Origin of the sequence: Undibacterium sp. WLX3042, assembly GCF_049544825.1 — a bacterium.
Taxonomy (GTDB): Bacteria; Pseudomonadota; Gammaproteobacteria; order Burkholderiales; family Burkholderiaceae_D; genus Undibacterium.
On the sequence record NZ_CP186698.1, the window covers coordinates 631,766 to 658,312 of the forward strand.

22 protein-coding genes and 1 riboswitch are annotated in these 26,547 nt (G+C 51.6%); of the genes, 9 read left to right on the plus strand and 13 right to left on the minus strand.

Going from position 1 to position 26,547, the window contains the following annotated elements:
- The first annotated feature begins 92 nt into the window (after nucleotides 1-92).
- Nucleotides 93-2,240, plus strand: a complete 2,148-nt coding sequence (locus ACPAOP_RS02910) for a putative bifunctional diguanylate cyclase/phosphodiesterase (protein WP_423681123.1) — start codon at nucleotides 93-95, stop codon at nucleotides 2,238-2,240.
- A gap of 70 nt (nucleotides 2,241-2,310) precedes the next feature.
- Complete coding sequence (locus tag ACPAOP_RS02915; RefSeq protein ID WP_423681124.1) at nucleotides 2,311-3,888, plus strand: methyl-accepting chemotaxis protein; 1,578 nt, start codon at nucleotides 2,311-2,313, stop codon at nucleotides 3,886-3,888.
- Nucleotides 3,889-3,949: 61 nt separating this feature from the next.
- Here ACPAOP_RS02915 and ylqF read toward each other — a convergent pair whose 3' ends face one another.
- Nucleotides 3,950-4,882, minus strand: a complete 933-nt coding sequence (gene ylqF, locus ACPAOP_RS02920; protein WP_423709261.1) for a ribosome biogenesis GTPase YlqF — start codon at nucleotides 4,880-4,882, stop codon at nucleotides 3,950-3,952.
- Between the two features lie 346 nt (nucleotides 4,883-5,228).
- Here ylqF and ACPAOP_RS02925 point away from each other — a divergent pair, with 346 nt between their 5' ends.
- Together ACPAOP_RS02925 and ACPAOP_RS02930 are read left to right on the plus strand one after the other, a co-directional pair.
- Nucleotides 5,229-5,663, plus strand: a complete 435-nt coding sequence (locus ACPAOP_RS02925; RefSeq protein WP_423709262.1) for a hypothetical protein — start codon at nucleotides 5,229-5,231, stop codon at nucleotides 5,661-5,663.
- A gap of 152 nt (nucleotides 5,664-5,815) precedes the next feature.
- Entirely contained in the window at nucleotides 5,816-6,085 is a 270-nt protein-coding gene (locus ACPAOP_RS02930) for a DUF2798 domain-containing protein (RefSeq protein WP_423709263.1), read from the plus strand.
- Nucleotides 6,086-6,156: 71 nt separating this feature from the next.
- On the opposite strand, the gene ACPAOP_RS02935 is transcribed toward ACPAOP_RS02930, so the two are convergent.
- Together ACPAOP_RS02935 and ACPAOP_RS02940 are read right to left on the minus strand one after the other, a co-directional pair.
- Nucleotides 6,157-8,532, minus strand: coding sequence for a putative Ig domain-containing protein (locus tag ACPAOP_RS02935; protein ID WP_423709264.1), 2,376 nt, complete (start codon nucleotides 8,530-8,532; stop codon nucleotides 6,157-6,159).
- A gap of 60 nt (nucleotides 8,533-8,592) precedes the next feature.
- Nucleotides 8,593-8,679: riboswitch (cyclic di-GMP riboswitch) on the minus strand.
- A 406-nt stretch (nucleotides 8,680-9,085) separates the two neighbouring features.
- Nucleotides 9,086-10,024 carry a histone deacetylase family protein gene (locus ACPAOP_RS02940; RefSeq protein ID WP_423709265.1) on the minus strand — a complete coding sequence of 313 codons (939 nt, stop codon included), beginning with the start codon at nucleotides 10,022-10,024 and terminating at the stop codon, nucleotides 9,086-9,088.
- 143 nt (nucleotides 10,025-10,167) lie between these two features.
- On the opposite strand from ACPAOP_RS02940, the gene ACPAOP_RS02945 reads away from it, so the two are divergent.
- The 5 genes from ACPAOP_RS02945 to ACPAOP_RS02965 all read left to right on the plus strand — a co-directional run bounded on the left by ACPAOP_RS02945 (nucleotide 10,168) and on the right by ACPAOP_RS02965 (nucleotide 15,919).
- A complete protein-coding gene (locus tag ACPAOP_RS02945) occupies nucleotides 10,168-11,088 on the plus strand; it encodes an AAA family ATPase (protein ID WP_423681132.1) in 921 nt (306 codons plus the stop codon).
- Between the two features lie 34 nt (nucleotides 11,089-11,122).
- Nucleotides 11,123-12,106, plus strand: coding sequence for a DUF58 domain-containing protein (locus ACPAOP_RS02950; RefSeq protein WP_423681133.1), 984 nt, complete (start codon nucleotides 11,123-11,125; stop codon nucleotides 12,104-12,106).
- A 10-nt stretch (nucleotides 12,107-12,116) separates the two neighbouring features.
- Nucleotides 12,117-14,111, plus strand: a complete 1,995-nt coding sequence (locus ACPAOP_RS02955; protein ID WP_423682256.1) for a transglutaminaseTgpA domain-containing protein — start codon at nucleotides 12,117-12,119, stop codon at nucleotides 14,109-14,111.
- Between the two features lie 27 nt (nucleotides 14,112-14,138).
- Entirely contained in the window at nucleotides 14,139-15,260 is a 1,122-nt protein-coding gene (mltB, locus tag ACPAOP_RS02960) for a lytic murein transglycosylase B (protein WP_423681135.1), read from the plus strand.
- Between the two features lie 359 nt (nucleotides 15,261-15,619).
- Nucleotides 15,620-15,919, plus strand: coding sequence for a hypothetical protein (locus ACPAOP_RS02965; RefSeq protein ID WP_423681137.1), 300 nt, complete (start codon nucleotides 15,620-15,622; stop codon nucleotides 15,917-15,919).
- Between the two features lie 124 nt (nucleotides 15,920-16,043).
- On the opposite strand, the gene cysM is transcribed toward ACPAOP_RS02965, so the two are convergent.
- From cysM to aroA, 10 genes are all read right to left on the minus strand, one after another.
- Nucleotides 16,044-16,946 (minus strand): cysteine synthase CysM, encoded by a 903-nt coding sequence (cysM, locus tag ACPAOP_RS02970; RefSeq protein WP_423709266.1) that lies wholly within the window; start codon nucleotides 16,944-16,946, stop codon nucleotides 16,044-16,046.
- Nucleotides 16,947-17,227: 281 nt separating this feature from the next.
- Entirely contained in the window at nucleotides 17,228-17,752 is a 525-nt protein-coding gene (locus tag ACPAOP_RS02975) for a ComEA family DNA-binding protein (protein ID WP_423709267.1), read from the minus strand.
- 131 nt (nucleotides 17,753-17,883) lie between these two features.
- Nucleotides 17,884-18,795, minus strand: a complete 912-nt coding sequence (rfaE1, locus tag ACPAOP_RS02980) for a D-glycero-beta-D-manno-heptose-7-phosphate kinase (protein WP_423709270.1) — start codon at nucleotides 18,793-18,795, stop codon at nucleotides 17,884-17,886.
- Nucleotides 18,796-18,815: 20 nt separating this feature from the next.
- The gene (locus tag ACPAOP_RS02985; RefSeq protein WP_423709271.1) at nucleotides 18,816-20,189 is read right to left on the minus strand and encodes a UDP-glucose dehydrogenase family protein; all 1,374 of its coding nucleotides are present in this window, start codon (nucleotides 20,187-20,189) and stop codon (nucleotides 18,816-18,818) included.
- Nucleotides 20,190-20,282: 93 nt separating this feature from the next.
- Nucleotides 20,283-21,458, minus strand: coding sequence for a lipopolysaccharide assembly protein LapB (lapB, locus tag ACPAOP_RS02990; protein ID WP_423681145.1), 1,176 nt, complete (start codon nucleotides 21,456-21,458; stop codon nucleotides 20,283-20,285).
- A gap of 119 nt (nucleotides 21,459-21,577) precedes the next feature.
- Complete coding sequence (locus ACPAOP_RS02995; protein WP_423681147.1) at nucleotides 21,578-21,892, minus strand: LapA family protein; 315 nt, start codon at nucleotides 21,890-21,892, stop codon at nucleotides 21,578-21,580.
- A gap of 151 nt (nucleotides 21,893-22,043) precedes the next feature.
- Nucleotides 22,044-22,349, minus strand: a complete 306-nt coding sequence (locus tag ACPAOP_RS03000; RefSeq protein WP_186883052.1) for an integration host factor subunit beta — start codon at nucleotides 22,347-22,349, stop codon at nucleotides 22,044-22,046.
- A gap of 30 nt (nucleotides 22,350-22,379) precedes the next feature.
- A complete protein-coding gene (gene rpsA / locus ACPAOP_RS03005; protein WP_423681149.1) occupies nucleotides 22,380-24,086 on the minus strand; it encodes a 30S ribosomal protein S1 in 1,707 nt (568 codons plus the stop codon).
- A 138-nt stretch (nucleotides 24,087-24,224) separates the two neighbouring features.
- Entirely contained in the window at nucleotides 24,225-24,905 is a 681-nt protein-coding gene (gene cmk / locus ACPAOP_RS03010) for a (d)CMP kinase (protein ID WP_423709272.1), read from the minus strand.
- A gap of 75 nt (nucleotides 24,906-24,980) precedes the next feature.
- A complete protein-coding gene (aroA, locus tag ACPAOP_RS03015; protein ID WP_423709273.1) occupies nucleotides 24,981-26,318 on the minus strand; it encodes a 3-phosphoshikimate 1-carboxyvinyltransferase in 1,338 nt (445 codons plus the stop codon).
- Nucleotides 26,319-26,547 lie beyond the last annotated feature (229 nt).

Here is a 26,547-nt window from a genome sequence, read left to right on the forward strand (position 1 = left end):
TTCAGTGTGACCTGCTCCGGCGCAATCGTGTACCTGAACAACTGAAGTCTGTATGGAGTAAATGAAATGGCTGCACAGGATAGGAACTTATCATGATATCGAGACTGCTCAAGACTACAGCTGTCGCAAAGACAGCATCGTCAGCACCAGCTCAACTGCAGCTACACGCCGGCAACAAGGCGGAATATCCTGGGCAAAACGTCCCGCTGCAACATTATGCTGAGAGCATTGTCAGCAGTCTGAATGTCGGCCTCATCATTACCGATAAAGCACTGTTCGTGCTGAGCGCGAACGATTGCATCTGCAACATCCTCGGACTCGAGGATACCCGTCAGATCACAGGCCAGCATCTGCGTACGCTGTTACCGGCACTCGAGTCACCGCAGGTCTTACATCCATTTCTGTCAGGGAAATCAGGCAAACGCTATCTCAGTATTCCGTACGAACAAAGGCATCTGCGTATCACTCTGACAGAGATCATCGGCAAGCATGCGCAACAACATCTGCTCATCACAGTAGAAGATATCACCGACGAACATCGCCTGCGCGAAGAAACGCTGGCGAATGCTGCGCATCACAGGAATCAGGCATCGTTGCTCGACAAAGCCAGTGACGCCATTATCGTGATCGGCATCAATCACCATATTTCGTACTGGAATAAGGCGGCAGAAAAACTGTATGGCTGGACCTGTGCCGAAGCACTCGGTAGTTCACCGGAAAATTTGCTGTGGGACGATGAAGCAGCGTTTAATGAAGTGACCCGTCAGACTATCGAAAACGGTGAATGGCGCGGTGAAATTTCACAACGGCGTAAAGACGGCAGACCATTTATCGTCGAGAGTCAGCGCACGCTGGTCAGGGATGAAAGCCAAAGACCAAAATCGATACTCATCATCAATACCGATATCACCGAACGCAAAGCAAATGAAGAAAGAATCCGTCATCTGGCTTTATATGACAGCCTGACCGGATTGCCCAACCGTACCCTGTTCATGGACAGACTGAGGCAGGCGATCAGCAATGCGCGTCGTTACCAACGACAACTGGCGATTCTGTTCCTGGATCTGGACCGCTTTAAAGAAATCAATGATACGCAGGGCCACGATGTCGGCGACCAGGTATTGATGCAAGTTGCACAGCGTTTTGAAGCGACCCTGCGCGGTGAAAAAACCCTGGCGCGGCTGGGTGGCGATGAATTCATTGTGGTCACCGAAGTCGAAGATCAGGTGGCTGCAGCGATGATAGCCGAGCGTCTGCAACAGACACTGACCACACCGCTATGCATCGGCGACGATCACTTTTCAGTCGGCGTCAGCATAGGTTTATCGTTTTATCCTGAAGACGGAAACAACGCTGATGACCTGATGAAATGCGCCGATATCGCCATGTATAAAGCGAAAACGACAGGCGCAGGTTATATCGCTTATCAGGCAAGAATGAGTGCCGACCTGAATGAACAGATGCACATTGCCAGAAATCTGCATCAGGCGATGAACGCAGACAAATTAGAGCTGCATTACCAGCCCAAAATCAATCTGAAGACAGGTGAAATCGACGGTGCAGAAGCCTTGTTGCGCTGGAACGATGCAGAACGCGGCTGGATCAGCCCGGCACAGTTTATTCCGATTGCAGAAGCGCGCGGCATGATGGCGCAATTAGGCTTGTGGGTGCTGGAACAAGCCTGTCGTCAGATCTGCGCCTGGCAAGCGGCAGGCTACCGTTTCCATGGCCGGCTGGCGATCAATCTGTCAGCTCAGCAACTCAGCGACCCGGAACTGGCCGATAAAATTCTGCAAACTGTGCTGGCCGCGGGCCTCAGCCCGGCATGCATAGAACTGGAACTGACAGAAAGCAGCCTGATGCATAACGTTGCGCAGTCCATCGATATCATGAAATCGCTGAAGTTAATGGGATTTGCATTATCGATTGATGATTTTGGCACTGGCTATTCTTCTCTTTCCTATTTAAAATGTTTCCCAGTAGATACATTAAAAATTGATATCTCTTTTATCCGTGACATGCTCAATGAGCATCAGGGTCACGCTATCGTTACCACCATTATTGGCATGGCGCGTAACCTCGGCCTCAAAGCGATTGCAGAGGGAGTGGAAACACAGGCGCAGGCAACCAGCTTACGCGAACTGAATTGCGATCATGCACAGGGTTATTACTTTGGCCGCCCTGAGCCTGCACAGATATTTGCCTTAACATGGTTGCGGTGTTCTGCGGACACCGCGTGAAATAAAAAAAGCCAGCCGGACTTCGTATCCGGCTATCCGTTTTCCCTTCACATGCAGAATAAAACTTACTATGCGTCTTAATACGCCAGTCACGAATCACGAGTACATCCTGAACGACACGGAAACTATCGTGTCCACCACCGATTTGCAGGGCAATATCACCTATGCGAATCCGTACTTTATTCAGGTCAGTGGTTATACAGAGGAGGAACTCATCGGTCAGCCGCAAAATATTCTGCGCCATCCGGATATGCCTGCTGAAGCATTTGCCGATTTATGGGCCACCATCAAAAGCGGTGAGCCATGGACCGGTATGGTTAAAAACCGCTGCAAGAACGGCGATTTTTACTGGGTGCTGGCAAACATCACACCTGTCATCGAAAACGGTCGTCCGGTCGGTTACATGTCGGTGCGGACCAAACCGGGACGTGAACTGGTGCAGCAAACCGATGCCTTGTATAAAGAAATCAAAGCGGGCAATCCGCGCAATATCACAATCAGCCGTGGCAGCGTCAAACTGACGGGTATCGCCGGTGTCTGGAGTGCATTGCGTCATCTTTCGCTGCAGCAGCGCGCGAACTGGAATCTTGGTTTTCTGGTGCTGCTGATGAGTGCCATACTGATACAGAATCTGCTTTTTAATCCTGCTCCTTCAATCTGGCTGACGGTACTCTCCGCTGTCGGCATTGCCACCACCTTCAATTTCTGGCATGCCCTGCACCGTGCGGTGATCGTGCCTTTGCATCAGGCACTGAAAGCCAGTCAGATCATGGCGGGCGGCGATCTGACGCAGGAGATAGACAGCCACGGCAAAGACGACATGGGCCAATTGCTACTCGCCCTGCGCCAGCTGAATATCAATCTGTACTCGATTGTCGGCGATGTGCGCCGCAGCTCAGACCAGACCCGTATCGCCACCAGCGAAATCGCCGCCGGCAATATGGATTTATCGGAACGCACCGAATCGCAGGCGGCCGCGCTGGAAGAGACTGCTTCCAGCATGAATCAACTCGCTGCCACCGTCGATCACAATACAGCGCATGCAGTGCAAGCAAACCAGATGGCAGGCGACGCATCGCTGGTCGCGGACAAGGGTGGTGCCATCGTGTCACAGGTGGTCTCAACGATGAACGACATCAATACTTCATCGAAAAAAGTGGTCGATATCATCAGCCTGATTGAGGGGATCGCATTCCAGACCAATATTCTCGCGCTCAATGCCGCCGTTGAAGCGGCGCGCGCAGGCGAACAAGGACGTGGCTTTGCCGTGGTGGCCACCGAAGTGCGGCAACTGGCACAACGCAGTGCGAATGCTGCAAAAGAAATCAAAGATCTGATTCAGCTTTCTGCCGAAAAAATTAATGCAGGAACGATGCTGGCCGGCGAAGCGGGCAACACCATGCGCGACATCATCAGTTCAGTACAAAATGTGCGCGATGTGATGAGTGAGATCGCTGCGGCATCACGCGAACAGAGTGCCGGTATCGCCAAGGTCAACACCGCTGTCCGCCACATGGATGATGTGACGATACAAAATGCCGCGCTGGTAGAAGAAGCGGCCGCTGCCGCCACCAGTCTGCAGGAACAGACTATCAAAGTCGTACAGGCGCTGGCGGTGTTTAAGCTGGACAAAAAAATACGCCGCTGATACTACGAATCGCGGCGTTATCTGCACCATCTGCCATCGGCTGGTCCGCGATGGCAGCGCTTTACTCTTCTCCTTCTGCTTCCTCTTCCATGCCGGTTTGCACGCTTTTACCCTGACCAAGCAATACAGGTGGCACGTAGGTCGCCAGCAAATGCTCACGACTGGCGGGCGTTTCGAGGCTGATACGGCCCAAAGCACCGCTGCGGTAATCGAGCAGCAAGGTATGCGAGGCCTTTTCAAAATCCCAGTCGCCACCTTTAAGTTTATAGCCGCGTTTTTGCGCGATGCCTTCGACCACCGCCACCGCATCCATGCCTTCCAGATTGAAGCCGTAGCGTGTCACTAACGACTTCGGATAGTGAATCAGCAATTGCTCGGCGAGGAAAGTCGCGATTTCTTCTTCGATCAGCGCATTGATACCGATCGCATGGCTGGCCGCCAGCATCAGGCCGTCGGTAGGATGTTCGATCTTCGGCCACAACATCCCCGGCGTATCGGTCAGGATCATGTTTTTACCGAGATACAGGCGTTGCTGCGTCTTCGTCACCGCAGGTTCATCACCGACGTTGGCAACACGTTTTTTCAGCAAGGCATTCATCAGCGTCGATTTACCGACGTTAGGAATACCCATGATCATCATGCGCAAAGGCTTGGTCGGCACGCCACGATGCGGTGCCAGCTTCAGCGCCAGTCCAGGCACCTTGGCGACATCGGCCGGTTTTTTGCAGCTCATCGCAACCGCAAACACGTCTTTCTGGGCGTTGTAATAATCCAGCCATAATTTCGTTGCGTTCGGATCGGCCAGATCGGCTTTATTTAAAATTTTCAGGCAAGGGCGTTGGCGGAAAACGCGCAGTTGCTCCACCATGGGATTGCAACTCGCTTGCGGAATGCGGGCATCCAGCACTTCTATCACCAGATCGGTGTTTTCCATGGTTTCCGCCGCCTTCTTGCGGGCAGCGTTCATGTGGCCGGGGAACCATTGTATCGACATGCGTATTCTTCTTATGAGCAAAAACAAAGCGATATTGTACGGAACTCTGCCCTGCTCCACGCAGAATCTGCACAGAAGTTTGTGTTTTACCCCGGAATTCTGCATAAATAAGGGGGTATATGCGATTTTTGCCTTAATGTCTAAGTAAATAAAGGAGCTTAAAATATACTCCCCCCAGTATTTTTTGGCCTTATGCGGCTGGAATAACGCTATTCTGAGCCACTGAGCGCAACTGGTACGCTGATCGCTATGCGGCTGCAATGCGCTGGCGGTTTTTCGTTTATATTGTGATATTGCCGGTCAACATCCGGCTGAACCTGTCTTCATCACATCGCCAGGAAAAATGATGCCGTCCACCGCCACTCTGCCGACACGCCTGCCGCAAGGCCTTGCGGCGTTACTGTGCAGCGCGCTGCTATCCACCATTTCCTGTGCCGAGACCATGATGAAAGAACCTGCGAATTCCAGCGATCGCCAGCTGACAGAAAAAATCATCCGTCAGTTATCACCCTGCTTTCAGACGGTCGGCGTGACGCAAGCTGCGGCTCATGCTTTTCCGCAAGCAACCGCTTTACCGCCGGATAGCGAACTCGTCGTGGTGACTGCGATGCCAACGACCGGCCCGAAAATTTCAGACAGCTACCATTACACCCTGGCCGTGCACCAGTCGCGCCAGCAGGTCTTCATCAAACAGGTCGGTGGTATTGGTGGTCTGCAAAAAGTATTCGGCCCGATACCGGTTGATAGCCGCTGCCAGCAGGAAGGCAGCAGAGAAAAGTAAAAGTCTGCCACTTTTGTCTGCGCTCTTGTAGCATAAGCGCAAACTGCATCTGGCAGGAATGATCTCACCAAATTTCTTGCACATTGCGCTGAAAACAGAAGCTGCGATGATCTGACTTTATTGCAGATCAACTCCCGAATTTTGGAATTTTTATGTCTTCAACTCCACCACGCAATTTATCCGTTTTTCCTAAACTACCAGCACGTTATGCCGGTATCGTCATGCCCTTCTTTTTGTCAGTCATCATGACCTGCATCGTCTCCGCCATCAGCACTTTGCGCAGCGTCGGTCTGGCGGATAATTTCGTCGCGATGTGGATGGGCTCATGGGGAATTTCATGGCTGGTGGCATTTCCCGTCTTGCTACTGATACTGCCTGTGGTCAGAAAAATGACCGCGATGGTAGTCGCACCACATCCCTGACGCATCAAAGAACGAGAAAAAAAAGCCCATGCAGGTCGTGCATGGGCGTTTTTTATGAATCTGATTCTCGTTTATTTCGCCGTAATCGTGACCGGTACCGACGCCTGCGCTGTGCGTCCGGCAGAATCCGTCACCACCACTTTCAAAGTGTAGCTGCCAGTAACAGGCGATGGCCAACTCGCTGTGATCGCCAGACTGCTGCTCATGGAAAAACTCATACCCAGCGGTACACCTGAAATCGATACGGATACCCAGCTGACGCCCGGATCGGAAATACTGATTTGTCCGGTCAGTGCTTTACCGGCAACGCCCGTCATCGCTGGGGCGGTAATCACCGGACCACTGACCGTCGCGGCCGATACAACAACGGTGTAAACCGCCTGACCACTGAGTCCGGTTTTTGTATCTTTGGCGATGGCTGTCACGTTATACGTTCCGACCACCGGGGATGCCCAGCTGACGACACCACTGGTGCTGACCGCCATACCCGCCGGTGCACCACTCAGGCTGTACGTCACAGGATTAGCCGCAGTCACGACGACAGAGAATGATAAAGCGGTGCCAGCTTTCGCACTGATCGTGCCGCCTGTGACCACCGGAGCAGTCGCCGCAGCAATCGTGATGTTATACACCGCTTTGCCACTCAAACCGGTTTTTGTTTCAGTGGCAGTCACTGTGACCGCATAGCTTCCGGCAACCGGTGTCGTCCAAGTCACAATACCTGTGCTGGCAATCGTCATGCCTGACGGTGCGCCGCTCAGTGCATACGTCAGCGGATTCGTCGCTGTTGCCGAAACGGTGAAAGTCAGCGCAGTCCCGACCTGCCCGCTGATGGTCGCCCCCGTTACCACTGGCGCCGTCGGCGCAATGGTGGTGCCCGCCAGCGTGCTGATCAGATTGGCTATGTTCGGCGTACCCAATCCTGTCAACTGGTCGTAACCGGTCTTCGCGTAGCATGTCGCACAAGTTCCGTCTGAACCTTTGACGACGTCAGCAAACGTGCTGGCATACGTGCCGGGTACAGTAGAAATCTGTCCGTACAAGATACTGTGAGGCTGCCCGAGTGGAGCTTTGGCCAGTTGTGCACGCGTTGCATTTGCCACGGCGACGATCCCTGCCCATTGTGGTGTCGATAAGCTGGTGCCACCGGCACTGATCCAGTTAACCGTTGTGCTGCCAGGATTGATCACCGCCACATACTGACCTGTTGATGGATCCGCATTGAACGCCACATCAGCGACTGTGCGGCGCGCCAGCGTGCCCATGCCGGGAACACTGCTGTTCTGATACGAAGGCAACGCGGTGTAAGCACTGGTGCCGCCACCAGTGCCAGACCAGCCGCTTTCACTCCGCAAGCCGCTGCCGGAATACGTCAGCGAAGTGCCGCCGACCGCCACCACATACGGTGAAACCGACGGCCAGCTGACGGCAGCACCGGAGTCACCGGTCGCTGCCAGATACGTCATTTTTGCCGCGCTGAAAGCAGCATCGACCGATGCCGTCCAGTTACCTTCTGCCGCACCAAAACTCATGGATACCACACCCGGCCCCATCGCATTCGCGAGCTTGACCGCGCCCAGCAAACTATTCAATGAGGCATCAGCCGCTTCAATCAGAACGATACGCGCCAGCGGTGCTGTTGCATGCGCCCACTGTACATCGAGTGTGATCTCGGTCGCCCAGCCTGAGTTGTAGGCCGGCGCAGTGCCAGTCAGTGTGCCGCTTGCGGTATTGTAGGCGACCACTAATTCACAAGCGTTGGTCGCCGGTGCTGCCAGCGGCAACGCGCTGGTAGCCGCCAGGGTTTTCGCGGTACAGCCAGGCAAACCGAATTTCTGATTGAATGCCGCCAGTTCTGCTGCCACATTCGGATCGTGATATGCATCGACGATATAAATCGTCTGGCCTGCACCGAGTTGCGCCGCCTGCGCGGCTGTAAGACCGCTCATGCTCGCAGGCAGAGCAGCCAGACCGTATGCGGCACGGATTTGCGCCGGTGTGTAAGTAGATACCACGCTGGACGTGGCTTGCGGTTGTATCACGCTGTTGCCCGGTAAGGAGCGCACGCGTGCCCCCTGCGCCGCCTGCACTTCCTGCATCGCCGTCACGGTCAGACCACGATCCGACAATTGCCGGAATTCTTCGGGTATCACCTGCTGACGCGGCCCCATCATTGCCGATGCACTGCTGTTGAACACATCGATATCAGCTGGCGTATCCAGCAACACCGGTGCGACGTGAAACGTCGGTTGTGCGATCTGCGCTGCTGCTGTATCCGGCAACTGGACGATATCCGCACTGAGGGTTGTGGTCGCAGTCGCAATCGCGGCCGGTGCCTGATTCAGCGACGCATGATCAGAATTACTGCCGCAGGCACTCAGCAAGGCCAGCAAACTGGCAGTAAGAATCCGGGGGACAGGTTTGGTGACAGGACGGGTGACAGGCATGGGCTCAGCTCTCTGTTGTTGGCGAGGGCCACGCGAAATACCTGATGACATCACAGGATAGTCAGCAACCCCGCTACCGTGGCGCGTCAGCGCTGTAGGCCGGAGGCTTTGCGTCTCTGCCTTTCGACAGATTTGCCCTCAGAATCGTCGCACCGCACATGCGGTACGACCAGATACGACATTCAGTAAACGGTGTTGAGTGTAAAGACTATGCGGAAGAATGGACAGCGTACAACTGTTAAAGAAGATTGAAACGATATCGTGATTGACATCATTTTGTCGCCAGCCAGCAACGACATTTATTTTCAGACAAAACAGCCGGCATATCCACCGTCAGCCAGCAGTCGGCGTATTTGCGGAAAACCGGAAAATACGGCTGTAAGACACTGCAGAAAATGGGATATATGGCACGACGTGGAAGAAAAGAGGGGGAGTATCGCCAATTTCTGCTTTTATGTCCGCAGAAACAAAGGGCTTGTAAAAATACTCCCCCCAGTATATTTGAGGGTGATTTGCGGCAAGTTGACGCATATGCAGAACCGGGCACAGACCTTCACTCCAGATCGGCCAGCACTTTCAGATGGGCCGTTACACTGCGGGCCAGTGCTGACAAGTTGTAGCCGCCTTCCAGACAACTGACGATGCGGCCTTTGGAATAGTCTTTCGCGACCGCCACCACCTGTCTGGTCAGCCAGGCAAAATCAGCTTCGGTCAGCCCCAGTTGCCCCATATCGTCTTCGCGATGCGCGTCAAATCCGGCCGAGATAAAAATCATTTCCGGCTGAAATGCGCGCAAGGCTGGTAGCCATTTTTCCGTGACCAGTGCGCGGATCACATCGCCATAGCTGTGCGCCGGTACCGGCACGTTGACCATATTGCTGGCTGGTTCGCTATCGCCGGAATACGGATAAAAAGGATGCTGAAAAAAACTCACCATCAACACCTGCGGATCGTCGCGAAAAATATCTTCGGTGCCATTACCGTGATGCACATCGAAATCAACAATAGCAACCCGCTGCAAGCCGCGCACATCAAGCGCATGACGGGCAGCAATCGCGACATTGTTAAACATGCAGAATCCCATCGATTCTTTGCGGCTTGCATGATGTCCCGGCGGGCGCACCGCGCAAAACGCATTTTCGATTTCAGCATCAATCACCGCATCGGTTGCGGCGATGGCTGCTCCTGCTGCTCTCAGACTGGCGCGCCAGGTGTAACTATTCAGGGCAGTATCGGCATCGAGTGGAAAGTGGTCGTATTCGGAATGTTCAGACGGACAATTTTCGCGTATCCGGTAAATCGCGTCCGCCGTATGCACCCGCGCCAGATCGCTCTCTTCGGCGGCAGGAGCATCTCGATGATCCAGCAAAGTGCTGATGCGGCTGGCGATCAGTTGGTCTTCTATCGCCTGCAAACGTTCTGGTGATTCCGGGTGCCATGATCCCATTTCATGGCGTTTGCAATCTGCATGGGTGTAATACGCGGTTGTCATGTCTCGGATTTTTGTAGATTTAACTGTCAGTTTCACCTTATTTAAGCGCTTTTGCAAATGCCCCCTGTCGGGCCAGTGCAGGGATTACAACAAGCTGCGCTAATTCAGCTACACTGAGCGCTGATTTTTACTTGAGGAAATACATGTTTTCCCAATTGCATCAAGTTGCAAAACAAGTCAATAACGTCATTATCGGTAAAGAACTGCAAATCCGTCAGGCGCTGGCCTGTCTGCTCGCCGGTGGTCATTTGTTGATCGAAGACTTACCCGGCGTCGGTAAAACCACACTCGCGCACGCGCTGGCAATTTCCCTGGGTCTGAAATTCAACCGTCTGCAATTCACCAGCGATTTACTGCCCGCCGATGTCGTCGGCGTGTCGATTTTTGATCGCGAAAAAAATCAGTTTATTTTTCACCCCGGCCCGGTATTCACTCAGGTGTTACTGGCCGATGAAGTTAACCGCGCCACTCCCAAAACCCAGTCATCGCTACTGGAAGCGATGGAAGAGCATCAGGTCTCAGCCGAAGGCCAGACGCGCAAACTGCCCGCGCCGTTTTTTGTGATCGCAACGCAAAATCCGGCGCATCAGGTCGGCACTTTTCCGCTGCCGGAATCGCAACTCGACCGTTTCCTGATGTGCCTGTCACTCGGCTATCCGGATGCGGCGGCAGAACGTGCGTTGTTATTGGGTGAAGACCGCCGCGCCTTACTGTCTAAGCTGCCTGCATTGATGCAGGCCAGCGAGTTATTGCAGGCGCAACAGCAACTCAGACAAATACACACCTCACCTGCACTGGTTGATTATGTGCAGGCGCTGGCACAGGCAACCCGCGAGGGCGATGTCTTTGCCGAAGGCATGAGCCCGCGCGCATCGCTCGCCTTGTTGCAGGCAGCGCGTGCCTGGGCGGCACTGGAGGGGCGTGATCATGTACTGCCGGAAGATGTGCAGGCCATCATGATTCCGGTAATTGCACACCGCCTGCGTCCGCTGAAATCGGTCAATGCGAAAGCCAGCGCCAGCGCAGATTTACTGGCGCAAGTGATCAAACGCGTTGCCGTCTGATGGGTGCTGAACCTAAGACCGGAAAACGGATACCATGCTGACCGCTTTATCTGAACGCTGGAAAGCCCGCCTGCACAAGATTATCTTTCTTGAGGATCAACCCGAGAGCGGTGAAGTTTTTCTGAAACAACGCCGCGTCTTTACCTTGCCAAGCAAGGCAGGCTGGATGTTTTTGCTGATGCTGCTGATCCTGTTTATTTCTGCGACTAATTACAATCTCAGCCTAGGTTTTGCATTAACGTTTGTGCTCGGCAGCGTCGCGCTGGTGAATGTCTTTTTCTGCTTCAGGAATCTCGCCTACCTGCATCTCGACACCGGCCCGGCACAAGCCGTGTTTGCCGGCGAAGAAACGCACTTCACCATTTTTCTGATCAACCGGCGCAAATATCAGCGCTACGCGATCTGGGTCGGTTTCAACGAAAAAAATGCGCCGGAAAAAGCGGTGGATATTGCCCCGGACAGCCGAACCAGCATACAACTGAGTTATCCGACTCACACCCGCGGCTGGCAGACGATTCCACGGTTGCGCCTGCAAACCTGGTTCCCCCTTGGCTTGTTACGCGCCTGGAGCACCTGGCTGCCGGATGCACGGGCACTCGTGTATCCGGAGCCGGAAGAACATGCACCGCCGCTGCCCACCTCCGGTGCCGCATCGAACGAACGCGAAGGCCAGGGCGGCGACGAGGATTTCTCGGGCGTACGGGCGTATCAGCCGGGCGACGCACTAAAACATCTGGCGTGGAAACAAATCGCCCGCGTCGATACTGCGCTCGGCGGACAACTGGTAACCAAACAATTTACCGGTGGTGCCGGCAGCGATATTCTGCTGGATTTTTCTGCCCTGCCAAGAACGATGAATCTGGAACTCAAACTCTCGCGCATGACCCGGTGGGTGCTGGAAGCAGATCAGGCCGGGTTGCAGTACGGTTTTAAGCTGGGACAGGAAGATTACCCTCCGGCGCAGGGACCGGCACATCGCGATGCCTGCCTGCGGGCCTTAGCGCTTTACGAATTGTGATCGTGTGACTATGCGCCGCCCTTTTTCCCTGCCCGTTTTCAGTCGCGATAAAGCAGATACACTGCTGTTAATCGTTGCCTGCCTGAGTGTATTACTACCGCATTTTTCGCATCTGGGAATATGGGTCAGTATCAGTTGCGTCGGGCTGCTAATGTGGCGCGGCTGGCTGACGCTGACAGGTCGCCGCCTGCCACCGGGATGGATACTGATTCCGGTGTCAGCGCTGATGATGCTGGGCGTCTATCTGACGCATAAAACCTTCTTTGGGCGTGAAGCAGGCGTCAACATGCTGGTGCTGCTGCTGACCTGTAAATTATTAGAGATGCACGCCAGGCGGGATCTGTTTGTCGTGCTTTTTCTGAGTTTCTTTTTACTGCTGACCAGTTTTTTTTATCAGCAAACCATTGCGGCTGCGTTGATGACGCTGGTTTCGGTAAGCCTGCTGTTAACAGCGCAATTATCGTTTCAATACACCGGTATTTTTCCATCTCTGAAACAGCGCCTGAAACTGGCGATGGGCATGATGGCACTGGCGATTCCGCTGACGCTGTGCGCGTTCTTGCTGTTCCCGCGAATACAAGGCCCGCTCTGGGGTTTGCCGGGAGACGCACATAGCGGCCGCTCGGGCTTATCGGAAACGATGTCACCGGGCGGCATCAGCGATCTGGTCTTGTCAGAAGAGATTGCGTTCAGAGTGAAATTTTCGCGAGCGGTACCGGATAAATCACTGCTGTACTGGCGCGGTATCGTGATGACTGAATTCGATGGAAAAACCTGGTCGCCATCCCGTTATTTGCAAATAAATAACGGCGATATAGCGCAGTTCGCAGGAACACCGATCACGCAGGAAATCATTCTGGAACCGCAAAGCCAGCGCTGGCTGTTTGCGCTGGATTTACCCGCCGCCGCACCACAGACAGGCGGCCAGAATATCGCCACGATCAACCGGCAAATGGAGCTGCGCAGCAACGATATCATCAGCCAGCGTCTGCGTTATCAGGTGACGTCTTATCCGCAATATCGTTACCTCGTCGAAAACAATCTGCGTGAGTTACACCGGGCATTGGAAATCCCTGCCGGTTACAACCCGCGCAGCGCTGCTTTCGCAGAAGTGCTAAGGCGTCAGTACAGCGATGATCGCGCACTGGTCAATGCAGTCTTGCAGTATTTTCGCAAGGAAGCATTTACTTATACGCTGGAACCACCTCTGCTCGGCGTCAATAGCATTGATGATTTCCTGTTCAAGAGCAGAGCCGGATTTTGCGAACACTATGCGAGCGCGTTTGTGAATCTGATGCGGTTGGCCGGTATTCCGGCACGAATCGTAACGGGTTATCAGGGTGGCACGCTGAATGAAGTCGATGGCTATTTTGAAGTGCGGCAATCTGACGCCCACGCATGGGCCGAGGTATGGCTGGAAAGCCAGGGTTGGGTGCGGGTCGATCCTACCGCCGCGGTCGCGCCGGAACGGGTCATGCAAAATCTGAATCAGGCAATTCCCAGACGCGGCTTTGCCGGACTGATGAATTTTGCCCTGTCCGGCAATTCATGGAGCCAGTCTATGCGGATGCGCCTCGACGCCATCAATAACTCGTGGAATCAGTGGGTACTCAATTACAACCAGCAAACGCAGAAAAATTTTCTCAGTTCCTTAGGATTTAAGGATGTCGACTGGTCGCGCATCAGCTTGCTGTTTTTTATTACCGGCAGCCTGATTATCGGTGCAATTGCCCTGCCTTTGATGCTGAACAGGCCATCGCTGTCTGCGATTGATAGAATATACTCAGCGTTCTGCAGAAAAATGGCAAAAAAAGCATCTCCCCGCGCTGTAGATGAGGGACCGTATGCGTATCTGCAAAGATTGAAAAATACCTTGCCAGCAAAAGATATTCCCGCAGCAGAACAATTCCTGCACGCTTATATCAATGTGAAGTATGGATCAGACTCCTCGTCCGAAAGCCAGCGAATACGCCGAATGAAAACCCTGTTAGCAGCATGTCGCTGATTGACTGAACCTGCATTTTTGACATCGATGATTGTGAAACCTATTCAATACCTCGTCCGCAGTTGCTTCTGTGCTGCGCTGATCGGCAGCATCGCTCTGCCAGCATACAGTGCCGCAACTTCCGCCAAAAAAAACGTCGCCAGACGCAGCACCGCAGCAACATCTGCGACACCGGTGACGCAAGAAAACGTGCGTTTTAATGAATGGAAAGAAGTCTCAGCATTCATTACAGAAATGGCGGACAAACATCAGTTTGACAAAGCACAGTTGCAAACTGTGTTTGAACAAGTGCGTTACGTTGAAAGCGCAAGGCAACTGATGCGCCCGGCTCCGGCAGGGAAACCGAAAAACTGGAAAGCCTACCGCGCACGGTTTGTGGAACCTTACAGGATAGAAGCAGGGGTTGCCTTCTGGAATAAGTATGCGGATGCACTGGATCGTGCGCAGCAGCAATACGGCGTACCACCGGAAATCATTGTCGGTCTGATCGGTGTCGAAACCATTTTCGGAAAAAATACCGGAAAATTCCGGGTCATGGATGCCCTGACGACGCTTGCCTTTGATTATCCAGATACGCCGAGCAGAGACGCTCGCATGCAATTTTTCCGCAGTGAACTGGAAAACATGCTGCTGATGGCAAGAGAATCTGGCGTTGATCCTTTTGCATTTAAGGGATCGTATGCAGGTGCGATAGGCTGGCCACAATTCATGCCCGGCAGCATCCGTAAATTTGCCGTCGATTTTGACGGCGATGGCAGCATCAATCTGACCGACTCACCCGTTGATGCGATCGGCAGCGTTGCCCACTATCTGGCAATGCATGGCTGGAAAAGAAATCTCCCCGTTACCTTTCCTGCCACCCTTACATCGGGCGAAGCAAACCCAGCGTTGTTAAAAACAGCGCTGAGTCAGGGCTTGCGAGCAAGTTATTCTCTGACCGATCTGAAAAGCTTTATCAGCACGGCTAGCAGCGAAGCACCGGCCAATATCCAGTACGGCGTGATCGACTTACAGAATGGCGATGACGCCACCGAATACTGGCTGGCAACTGACAATTTCTTTGCAATTACACAATATAACCGCAGTTATTTCTATGCGATGTCGGTCATCGATCTTGGGCGAGTCATCAGTGCGGCAAAAGAAAAATAGGTTTATGTCAGTTTGTACAAAACTTTTTAACAATATGTTTCGTTTTCACCAATTGATTTAAGGTACTTTTTACCCAATACTATCTTCGTAAGTAATTGCTCGCATGCAAAAGACAGAAATAACCATCCTTTGCATGCTTTTTTGAAAACAAGCGTTGCGATTAATTGCAAATTAATCTACAGTGAGATTGTCTTATTAACACTAATGCATGTTTTACGCTGAGTGTGAATAGGGATTTAACAATGGTTTGCTATTCTTGCTAAAGGCAAATTCTATTTTAAAGTTACAATGTTACCGTTTAATTAATTCTCATTGACGCAACTAAATCCAGCATCAATAGACTAGACAGCGAGGTAATTATGGCAAATTTAACCCAGCTTGAATCGGATGAGATCGACTACGATCCTAATAATCTTTTAGATACTCTGATCAAGCAATTGCATTTGAAAAATGACGCAGCACTCTCAAGAGCGTTAGAAGTTGCGCCACCGGTCATCAGTAAAATCAGACATCGCCGCCTGCCTGTAGGCGCATCATTGTTGATCCGCATGCATGAAATCAGCGATATCAGCATCAAAGAATTACGCGAACTGATGGGTGACCGTCGTGCGAAATTCCGCATCAGCGACAAACAATTCAAACCAAAAGAAGCTGCTTAATCACAGTCCGGGTAACACCCGGCACCAGATGAAGCAAAAATACCGAAACTACTGATGAGTAATTTCGGTATTTTTTTTATTCTGAAAGACTGACGAGCGCATCAGCGCTCACCTGTTCCGGATCTCAGGCAGGAAAAACACCTGTCGACAAATATCGGTCCCCGCGATCGCAAACGATAAACACGATAGTCGCGTTTTCCACAGTCTCAGCAACTCTCAGTGCAATTTCGCAGGCACCAGCTGCCGAAATACCGCAAAAAATCCCTTCTTCGACCGCGAGTCTGCGCGCCATATGTTCCGCATCGCCCTGACTCACTGATTCGACCCGGTCAACTCTGGCCTTATCAAAAATTTTTGGCATATACGCTTCCGGCCATTTACGAATACCGGGAATTTGCGAGCCCTCTTCTGGCTGCGCACCGATAATCTGAATCTGCGGATTTTGCTGCTTCAGATAGGCGGAAACGCCCATGATCGTTCCGGTTGTTCCCATCGCGCTGACAAAATGACTGACTTTACCGCCGGTATCTCGCCAGATTTCAGGTCCGGTACCTTCAAAATGCGCGAGAGGATTATCCGGATTGGCAAACTGATCGAGAATCAGGCCCTTGCCTTCTTTTTGCATCTGTTCTGCCAGATCCCGTGCATACTCCATGCCGCCGGTTTTTGGCGTCAGGATGATCTGGGCACCGTATGCCGCCATACTCTGACGTCGCTCTATACTCAGATTTTCCGGCATCAGCAAAACCAACTTGTAACCGCGCATTGCGGCCGCCATCGCCAGAGCAATACCAGTATTGCCACTGGTTGCCTCAATCAAGGTATCGCCCGGTTTTAACTGTCCCCGCTCTTCAGCGCGCCGGATCATCATTAATGCCGGTCTGTCTTTAACTGAACCGGCCGGATTATTCCCTTCCAGCTTGCCCAATATAATGTTGTTACGACGCCGGTTTTCCTCTCCGGGTATTCTTTGCAAACGTACCAGAGGAGTGTTACCTATCGTGTCTTCAATGGTCAGGTAAGACATAGTTATCAATAGTCGTGAAATACAGGCTTATTCTAAACGGACTTGAATTCTGCCGCTTGCGGCATATCACCGGACACCGTATCGCAAAACGGCGCTATCTCACTGATTTAACGGCAAAAAATTCCTGGCAGACTGCAAGTGCAGGGCGCAGTTTCCTTATACATAATTCGCATAAGCTAATAAAAAAGCCCCCGATGATTCAAAATCGGAGGCTTTTAGTAAAACACAGGCGATGACGGTGAAGATCGAAGCCTGAAAATAAGACTAATTACTTAATCAGATTATTTTGCTTTGCCTTCTTTTGCACTGGCGGCTGCTTTCTCAGCAGCCTCTGCTTTTTCTGCTTTCGCTGCTTTTTTCTCTGCTTTTGATGCTTTTACTGGTTTTTCCGAATCTTTTTCTGCTGCCTTACCATCCGCTTTTGCTGCTTTAGCCGATGCATCTGCAGGCGGTGTATCCGCTTTAGACTCTTTGGTCGCTTTTGCAGGCTTGCCTGCGGCCTTATCCGCAGTAGCAGGTTTGGCTGGGGCACCTGGTTTTGACTGTCCATTCACTGTCAGGCCTGCTTCTGACAACTTGGTCGAATTCTTATCGCCAATTCCCTTCACACGTGCTTCAAAATCTGCCCAGTCTTTGAAATTGCCATTTTTTGTACGCTCTTCAATAATCGCCTTGGACTTGGCAGGGCCTATGCCTTTAATACCATCCAGAGCAGCCTGATCACCTTTATTGACATCAACGTCGGCGAACGCAAAACCCATGGTGACAATCATTGCGGCGACTGCCAATAATAATTTCTTGAACATATGAAGACTCCCCAAAAAGTGATGAACTTAAATGATCATGTTTCATTTTCTAAGAAAGCAGAAAACGAAACATGATTATTAACGGTAAAAGCACATAAGGGTTGACTTATTTTCACCAGATTGAGAAAAAACTACAACTGAGCGAATAATTCTTCTTTTGTCACAGTCGCCGTGCCCAGTTTGCCGACCACAATTCCGCCGGCACGGTTGGCGATTGCAACGGCATCCTGCATACGCATACCGTTGGCCATCATCACCGCCATTGTCGCAATCACGGTGTCGCCAGCTCCGGAAACATCAAACACTTCCCGCGCCATAGCTGGGACATGGGTAACATCTTCTTCGGTAAATAGCGTCATCCCTTCTTCAGACCGCGTTAATAACAAACCTTGCAGATCTAATTCGCGCCGCAAATTTTGTGCTTTTTCAGTCAACTCGGTCTCATTTGCCCACTCGCCAATAATCAGTTTCAGTTCTGATTTATTCGGCGTTAATAATGTTGCTCCTGCATAGCGGGCGAAATCACGGCCTTTGGGATCCACCAGCACTGGCTTACCGGCGTCCTTTGCAGCTTGTATCATCGCCGTCACGTTCATCAGCCCGCCTTTGGCATAATCGGAAAAAATGACGACGTCGTATGCACTGAGCAATGCATTAAAACGATTCAGCTTGTCTCTCAGAACGATTTCTGTCGGCTTTTCCTCAAAATCTATGCGTATCAGTTGTTGCTGACGACCGATCACGCGCAATTTAATAATTGTTGATATCTGCTTATCCCGGCTGAGGTAGCTGGAAATCCCTGCCTTTTTCAACAGATTCTCAATACTGTCACCAGCCTCGTCATCGCCGATAATGCCCATTAAACCCGCATTGACACCAAGCGCTATCGCGTTTAACGCCACATTTGCAGCTCCGCCTAGACGCTCTTCACGTCGTTCCACGCGAACGATAGGAACCGGAGCTTCAGGAGATATCCGGTTCACCTCACCAAACCAGTAGCGGTCTAGCATGACGTCGCCAGCGATCAGAATTTGCTTTTTCACTTGCCCGTTCACAACCGGCCTCACTTACGTGTGAGTACGGAGCGGCCAATGCCGTGATATTCAATGCCCAGCTCATTCATTACTGCTGGTTCAAACAGATTTCTGCCGTCAAAGATGACGGCCTGTTTCAAACGCTGTTTCACCTGATCAAAATCGGGACTACGGAAAGCCTTCCATTCAGTCACGATCGTCAGCGCATCTGCATCATTAAGCGCATCCATAGGGTTTGCTGCGTAACGGATAGAAGCGAGTAATTCCGGCGCATCATAAAAATCCAGTTCAAACACACGTCTGGCTTCGTCCATAGACACCGGATCATAGACCGCGACCGTGGCACCATTACGCAGCAATTCACCGATCAGTACGCGGGATGAAGCGGCACGCATATCGTCAGTGTTAGGCTTAAATGCAAGGCCCCAGATTGCAAAGTGTTTACCGGCAATCTTATTATCAAAGCGCTGCATAATTTTGGCACCGAGAATCTGCTTCTGACGCGCGTTAACTTCTTCAACCGCCTGCAAAATCAACAGATTCAGACCGTAGTCCTGGGCCGTACGTTCCAGTGCCTGTACATCTTTCGGGAAACAGGATCCGCCATAACCGCAACCTGCATATAAAAAACTATGTCCTATGCGTGGATCAGAGCCGATACCATGACGCACCGCTTCAATATCGGCGCCGACATGATCCGCGAGATTGGCAAGTTCATTCATAAACGAAATACGCGTTGCCAGCATCGCATTTGCGGCATACTTGGTGAACTCCGCAGAACGAACATCCATCCAGTAAGTGCGTTCGCGATTACGATTAAATGGTGTGTACAACTTTTTCATCATATCGCGCGCTTTTTCTCCCTGGGGCGTCGCGTCGCAACCAATCACAATACGATCTGGGCGCATAAAGTCCTCAACCGCAGCTCCTTCTTTCAGGAATTCGGGATTAGATACCACTGAGAAAGTTGCAGTTGCTGCGCGCGCAGCCAACTCCTCTTGTACGGCAACGCTGACGCGGTCAGCGGTACCAACAGGAACGGTCGATTTATCGACGATGACTTTAAAGCCGGTCATGTATTTACCGATATTACGCGCCGCCGCCAGCACATATTGCAAATCAGCGGAGCCGTCTTCATCGGGAGGTGTACCAACCGCAATAAACTGGATATCGCCATGTGCCACGCTTGCCTCGACATCAGTCGAAAAACGGATACGCCCGGCAGCGCGGTTACGCGCAACCACTTCTTCCAGTCCGGGCTCATGGATAGGAATTTCCCCATTGTTCAGGATGTCAATTTTGCGCTGATCGACATCGAGACAAAAAACATCGTTTCCCAATTCAGCGAGACAGGCGCCCGTCACGAGGCCAACATAACCAGTACCAATAATAGTAATTTTCATTTTGCGATCACAGTCCCAAACAAATAGTGCCGTATTCCTGCCGGAGTCGTTTTTCCGTTCTGAGGAAAACACATCTCATGCAGAGGAATACCATTAATTCATTACATTTAACTCTTCTGTACGTCTTGGCGGATACGTTTCCCAGCGACTGCAGCCCGGGCAATGCCAATAAAATTGCCTCGTCTTAAAACCACAATGCGAGCACTGATAGCGTGACAATTTCTGTGCATAACCATGCACCAGATTTTTTACCAGAGATAATTCTGGCCGGAATTCAGGTGCAACCTCAATCAACCGCGCATCCAGTAATTTTTCCAGCCCCAGCAAGGTAGGCGTTCTGCGCAATTCATCGCTGACCAACTGATTCGCCGCTTCTACCGTATCAAGCTCTATCGTCGCTTTAAAAACCACCTCGAGCAAATCCACAGACGGGGCTTCTTCGAGATAGTTTTTCAACAGATTCAGACCTTCCTGAGGGCGTTCGAGCTTACGATACGCATCCATCAGCCGTTGTGCAACCAACGCCACATGCGGAACACTTTGCTGCTCAACTCGCAACCACGCAGTAACGGCTTTTTCTGTTTCACCGATTGACTGATACACATCGCCCATCAATATCACAGCACGGACGCTTAAACGGTCTATCGCCAGCGCTTTTTCCAGGACAGCAAGCGCCGCCTCAGTATTACAACGCGCCAGCTCATCCTGCGCAATTTCGCAATAAAACTGTGCTATCTCTTTTTGCCGGCCACCGGCACCGGCTTCTTGCAATGCGTAAGCGGCATCGATCGCACGTGCCCATTCTTTTTCACGCTGATAAATTTCGAGCAGAGCGCGACGTGCCTGGACTTCAAACGGCCCTGACACAAGCTGATTAAACGTTTCTTCCGCACGGTCTAATAAGCCCGCTTTTAAGTAATCCTGCCCCAGCTCGAACATTGCCTGCGTCTTTTGATCGGAAGGCAAATCAGGGCGCTGGACCAGATTTTGATGCACCCGGATAGCGCGCTCGGTTTCACCGCGGCGGCGAAATAAATTTCCTAACGCAAAATGCAACTCCACGGCCTCGGGATCGAGCCGGACGATATCGATAAACGCATCGATCGCCTTATCCGGCTGTTCGTTCAGTAAAAAATTGAGCCCTTTGAAATAGCCACGCGGCAGGCTGCGTGACTCAGAGAGCAGCTGCCGGATATCGACCCGGGCAGCAATCCAGCCAAGAGTAAAAAACAAGGGGATGCCGAGCAACCACCAAATTTCAAATTCCATTTTTCTTATTTTCTTTAATATTTTTTTAGATGATAAGGACCAGACTGCATGATGCCTGTGTACGACAAATCACGTCTTTACCATACTCGTGTCTCAGAGCGACGCTGGCACATGAGAGCTTAATCGTTCCGGACACTATCCGGTTGTGGCGCCTGCATGCTAGCCTGCTCCGCAAGCAAACGTTCTTTCTCAATCTCCGCCAGTGTTTTCTTATGGCGGGAGAGATCACGACGATGTCTGAATATCATAGGAACCATCGCTAAAGCCCCGAGCACAGCGCCTGCTATGAAAAAAACCAACAGCATAATCACCAGAGGTGCAGATTGTTGATAACCAAAGAAATACTGTAGCGTGACGATCTGATCATTCTTTAAGGCAAAGCCAAAAAAGATGATGAAAAGTATCGCAGCAAGCAATCTGGAAATATATTTCATGGTTACATCCTAATGAATAAAAGCGGCATTGACGAACGCTGTTGCTTTACTGTGTCTGCAAAGCGATCATTGTACTGAAAAAAAACGGCATACCGGAAAAACCGATATACCGTTTTTTAATTTGCATCAATCGCGAGGCCCGATGACCCGTCTAGTCATCGTGTATCGGCTGCCCAACCATGGCATCGACACGTTCGCGTAATTCCTTACCTGGCTTGAAATGAGGTACCCGTTTTTCAGGCACCATCACCTTGTCACCGGATTTAGGATTACGACCTATCCGTGGAGGACGACTGTTCAGAGAAAAACTGCCAAAACCCCTGATTTCTATCCGTTGCCCTGTTGCCAGAGCATCGGTCATTGCATCCAGTATAGTTTTGACAGCGACATCCACATCTTTAGCAACCAGCTGCGGATATCGCTCTGCCAGACGAGCTATCAGCTCCGACTTCGTCATATTTATAAAACCTTATGACTAAGATTGAGCTTAGTTTTTGTTGTCGAGTTTAGCTTTCAACAACGCGCCCAGGCTGGTAGTACCGGAAGCTGCATTGGAGTCTACTGCTGTAGACATTTTTTGCATTGCTTCTTGTGTTTCAGCGCTGTCTTTTGCTTTGATAGACAACTGAATACCACGTGCTTTACGGTCGATGTTCAATACCAGTGCTTCAACAGTATCGCCGACTTTCAGGTGTGTGCCAGCATCTTCCACGCGGTCGCGGGAAATTTCGGAAGCACGCAGGTAGCCTTCAACGTCGTCTGCCAGTTGGATCACTGCGCCTTTTGGCTCAACAGATTTCACTGTACCGGTAACGACTGCGCCTTTGTCGTTCATTGCGCAGTAGTTATTGAATGGGTCACCTTCGAGTTGTTTAACGCCCAGGGAAACGCGCTCACGCTCAACGTCGATGGCCAGAACAACGGCTTCCAGTTCGTCACCTTTCTTGAACTTGCGAACAGCTTCTTCGCCAGTTTCATTCCAGGACAGGTCAGACAGGTGAACCAGACCGTCGATGTTGCCGGACAAGCCAATGAATACGCCGAAGTCAGTGATCGATTTGATCGCGCCTTTGACTTTGTCGCCTTTCTTGTGGTTGATCGCGAAATCATCCCAAGGATTAGCTTTACATTGTTTCATGCCCAGGCTGATACGACGACGTTCTTCGTCGATTTCCAGAACCATGACTTCAACTTCGTCGCCCAGTTGAACAACTTTGTTTGGTGCCACGTTTTTGTTTGTCCAGTCCATTTCGGAAACGTGGACCAGACCTTCGATACCTTGTTCAACTTCAACGAATGCGCCGTAGTCGGTCAGGTTAGTGACCTTACCGAACAGACGTGTGTTCGCTGGGTAACGACGGGACAAGCCTGTCCATGGGTCGTCGCCCAGTTGTTTTACGCCCAGAGACACACGGTTTTTCTCTTGGTCGAATTTCAATACTTTTGCAGTGATTTCCTGACCAACTGTCAGCACCTCGGAAGGGTGACGTACACGACGCCATGCCAGATCAGTGATGTGCAACAAGCCATCGATGCCGCCCAGATCAACGAACGCGCCGTAGTCAGTGATATTTTTAACGATACCAGTAACTACTGTGCCTTCTTTCAGGGTTTCCATCAGTTTCTGACGCTCTTCGCCCATAGACGCTTCAACAACAGCGCGGCGGGACAGCACAACGTTGTTACGCTTGCGGTCGAGCTTGATCACTTTGAATTCCATGGTTTTGCCTTCGTAAGGAGTTGTATCCTTAACAGGGCGTGTATCAACCAAAGAACCTGGCAAGAAAGCGCGGATGCCGTTCGTCAGAACAGTCAGACCACCTTTAACTTTGCCGTTAACTGTACCAGTAACGATCTCGCCAGACTCCAGCGCTTTTTCGAGCGCGAGCCAGGATGCCAGACGTTTTGCTTTGTCGCGGGACAGGATAGTGTCGCCGAAACCGTTTTCCAGCGAATCAATCGCTACGGAAACGAAATCACCAACATTCACTTCCAGGTCGCCCTGGTCGTTTTTGAATTCTTCAACAGGGATGAAGGCTTCAGACTTCAAGCCTGCGTTCACGATCACAAAGTTGTGGTCGATACGAACGACTTCAGCAGAAATCACTTCACCGGAACGCATATCCTGACGTGACAGGGACTCTTCGAACAAAGCTGCGAAGCTGTCTGCACCGGTTGCGAAATCTTGGGACATGAATACAGTAGACATAATATTTTTGAGTTAGCCGGAACAGAACAAAGGCGCTGTTTACCGGGTTAGGTTGAACAACCCTTTAATAAACTTGCTTTATCAAAGGGACTTACTCGCACATTCAGCAATCAAACAGTCTTACTATTGAGACGACTTGCTTTCCTGTGCTTCTGCATACCATTCCAGCACCTGATTCACCGCTTGTTCAGCAGTAATTTCTGAGGTATCCAGAATAATTGCACCTGATGCAGGTTTGAGCGGAGCGGCTGCGCGGGTACTGTCTCTCGCATCACGTTCCATCAAATCTTTTACCAAGTCTTCCATATTAGCAGAAATTCCCTTTTCAATCAATTGCTTATATCGACGACTCGCGCGCGCCTCTGCACTTGCTGTCAGGAAAATTTTGAGACTGGCATCGGGGAAAATCACACTGCCCATATCACGCCCGTCCGCCACCAGGCCGGGAGCATTGCGGAATGACAATTGCAAGTCCACTAAGGCTTTGCGGACTTCCGGTAATACTGCGATGCGTGATGCCGCAACGCCTATCGCTTCGGCGCGCACATCGTCAGTCACATCGTCGTCTTCCAGCATGACGTGGCCGTGAACGAAACGACAGGGCAAGGCGCGTGCCAATGCAGCAATGCTGGTTTCATCGTCAAGCGAGACACCTTTACGTTGTGCCATCAGGGCAGTTAAGCGGTAGAGCGCACCAGAATCGAGGTAATGAAAACCCAGATGTTTGGCAACGCGATGGGCAACGGTTCCTTTGCCGGAAGCAGTCGGCCCATCAATCGTAATTACTGCGTATTTATTTGTCATTTTGGGGGAGTATCCTTCAATTTCGCTCTATTGTCCGCATGAACAAAGGCTGCTTTTATATACTGGGGGGGAGTATTAAAACAGCTCCTGATGGTTGATTTTGGCAAAAACCTCAAAATAATCAGGGAAAGTCTTGGCGACGCAATGCGGTTCGTTAATCCGCATCGCCGCCCCGCGCCGCGCCTTACCATCCAGACTGGCAAGCGAAAAGCACATCGCCATGCGGTGATCATCATAGGTATCGATGGTCGCGGGCAAAATCTGCGCCGGTGGTGTGACACGCATGTAATCCGCGCCCTCTTCCACGGTTGCGCCGAGTTTTCTTAATTCTGTCGCCATCGCCGACAGACGATCAGTCTCTTTGACGCGCCAGCTCGCAATATTGCGCAGCGTCGTGGTGCCATTTGCATACAAGGCCGCCATCGCGATCGTCATCGCGGCGTCAGGGATATGATTGAAATCCATATCGATCGCCTGCAGTGCGCCATTCGACGTGGCTTCTATCCAGTTATCGCCGCGGGTGATCGTCGCTCCCATTTTTTCCAGTGCTTCAGCAAAACGGACGTCGCCCTGTATGCTGTCGCGCCCGACGCCTTCCACTCTGACTGGTCCGCCAGCAATCGCGCCAGCCGCCAGAAAATAGGACGCAGACGACGCGTCGCCTTCAACGTGCACCACGCCGGGCGACACATAATGCTGCCCACGTTTGATGGTAAACGCCTGCCAGCCATCGCGTTCGACGGCAACGCCAAAACGCTGCATCAGATTCAGCGTGATTTCAATATATGGCTTGGAAATTAATTCACCAACGACATCAATCACGATGTCGTGTTCTTTCGCCATCAATGGCGCCGCCATCAGCAAAGCCGTCAGAAACTGGCTGGAGACATTGCCTTTGACTTGCAAACGCTGCGCATGAATATGACCGCGACGAATGTGCAAAGGCGGATAGCCGGGATTGCCGGTGTACTCGACCTGTGCACCGGCTGCATTCAGGGCATCGACCAGATCACCGATAGGCCGCTCATGCATACGCGCCACGCCATGCACGGTGTAATCACCGCCCAGCACCGCCAGCGTTGCAACCAATGGGCGAATCGCAGTGCCCGCATTTCCCATGAACAAATCGGCCTGATGGCGCGGTAATTGTCCGTTGACGCCGCGAACCGTGTAGTTCTGGCTGTCACCTTCTTGCTCCCAGTGCACACCGAGTTGCTGCAAGGCGTTCAGCATCACCAGCGTGTCGTCGGAGGCCAGTAAATCTTTGATTTCTGTCGTCCCCTGCGCCAGTGCTGCGAGCAACAAGGTGCGATTGGAAATACTCTTGGAGCCGGGCAAGCGCACCGTGCCCTGCACCTGCATGATTGGCTGTAAATCAATGTATGGCGGATAGTGTTTGCTTTGTTGCGTCATAGTGATGAACTTATTCGGAAAGCATCCGGAACCTGCTCCGGAATGCAGATAATTTATTTTCGACAAAGACAGGATTGATGTAAAACCGCCCCAGCGGCGTTATGGCTCCTCGCCGTACTATTCGTACTGTCTTCGTCGCCATGTCTTGCCGGGACAACTTTGCATCCATCCTAAAAGAATAACAGACGAATGACAGATGAACCCCGATCAGTGGCAATCTGACCAGATC

What these genes read in the sequence shown, in the direction of transcription:
- ACPAOP_RS02910 (WP_423681123.1), top strand. Translation starts at nt 93, where the DNA reads ATGATATCGAGACTGCTCAAGACTACAGCTGTCGCAAAGACAGCATCG.
- ACPAOP_RS02915 (WP_423681124.1), top strand. Translation starts at nt 2,311, where the DNA reads ATGCGTCTTAATACGCCAGTCACGAATCACGAGTACATCCTGAACGAC.
- ylqF (WP_423709261.1), bottom strand. Translation starts at nt 4,882, where the DNA reads ATGTCGATACAATGGTTCCCCGGCCACATGAACGCTGCCCGCAAGAAG.
- ACPAOP_RS02925 (WP_423709262.1), top strand. Translation starts at nt 5,229, where the DNA reads ATGCCGTCCACCGCCACTCTGCCGACACGCCTGCCGCAAGGCCTTGCG.
- ACPAOP_RS02930 (WP_423709263.1), top strand. Translation starts at nt 5,816, where the DNA reads ATGTCTTCAACTCCACCACGCAATTTATCCGTTTTTCCTAAACTACCA.
- ACPAOP_RS02935 (WP_423709264.1), bottom strand. Translation starts at nt 8,532, where the DNA reads ATGCCTGTCACCCGTCCTGTCACCAAACCTGTCCCCCGGATTCTTACT.
- ACPAOP_RS02940 (WP_423709265.1), bottom strand. Translation starts at nt 10,024, where the DNA reads ATGACAACCGCGTATTACACCCATGCAGATTGCAAACGCCATGAAATG.
- ACPAOP_RS02945 (WP_423681132.1), top strand. Translation starts at nt 10,168, where the DNA reads ATGTTTTCCCAATTGCATCAAGTTGCAAAACAAGTCAATAACGTCATT.
- ACPAOP_RS02950 (WP_423681133.1), top strand. Translation starts at nt 11,123, where the DNA reads ATGCTGACCGCTTTATCTGAACGCTGGAAAGCCCGCCTGCACAAGATT.
- ACPAOP_RS02955 (WP_423682256.1), top strand. Translation starts at nt 12,117, where the DNA reads ATGCGCCGCCCTTTTTCCCTGCCCGTTTTCAGTCGCGATAAAGCAGAT.
- mltB (WP_423681135.1), top strand. Translation starts at nt 14,139, where the DNA reads ATGATTGTGAAACCTATTCAATACCTCGTCCGCAGTTGCTTCTGTGCT.
- ACPAOP_RS02965 (WP_423681137.1), top strand. Translation starts at nt 15,620, where the DNA reads ATGGCAAATTTAACCCAGCTTGAATCGGATGAGATCGACTACGATCCT.
- cysM (WP_423709266.1), bottom strand. Translation starts at nt 16,946, where the DNA reads ATGTCTTACCTGACCATTGAAGACACGATAGGTAACACTCCTCTGGTA.
- ACPAOP_RS02975 (WP_423709267.1), bottom strand. Translation starts at nt 17,752, where the DNA reads ATGTTCAAGAAATTATTATTGGCAGTCGCCGCAATGATTGTCACCATG.
- ACPAOP_RS02985 (WP_423709271.1), bottom strand. Translation starts at nt 20,189, where the DNA reads ATGAAAATTACTATTATTGGTACTGGTTATGTTGGCCTCGTGACGGGC.
- lapB (WP_423681145.1), bottom strand. Translation starts at nt 21,458, where the DNA reads ATGGAATTTGAAATTTGGTGGTTGCTCGGCATCCCCTTGTTTTTTACT.
- ACPAOP_RS02995 (WP_423681147.1), bottom strand. Translation starts at nt 21,892, where the DNA reads ATGAAATATATTTCCAGATTGCTTGCTGCGATACTTTTCATCATCTTT.
- ACPAOP_RS03000 (WP_186883052.1), bottom strand. Translation starts at nt 22,349, where the DNA reads ATGACGAAGTCGGAGCTGATAGCTCGTCTGGCAGAGCGATATCCGCAG.
- rpsA (WP_423681149.1), bottom strand. Translation starts at nt 24,086, where the DNA reads ATGTCCCAAGATTTCGCAACCGGTGCAGACAGCTTCGCAGCTTTGTTC.
- cmk (WP_423709272.1), bottom strand. Translation starts at nt 24,905, where the DNA reads ATGACAAATAAATACGCAGTAATTACGATTGATGGGCCGACTGCTTCC.
- aroA (WP_423709273.1), bottom strand. Translation starts at nt 26,318, where the DNA reads ATGACGCAACAAAGCAAACACTATCCGCCATACATTGATTTACAGCCA.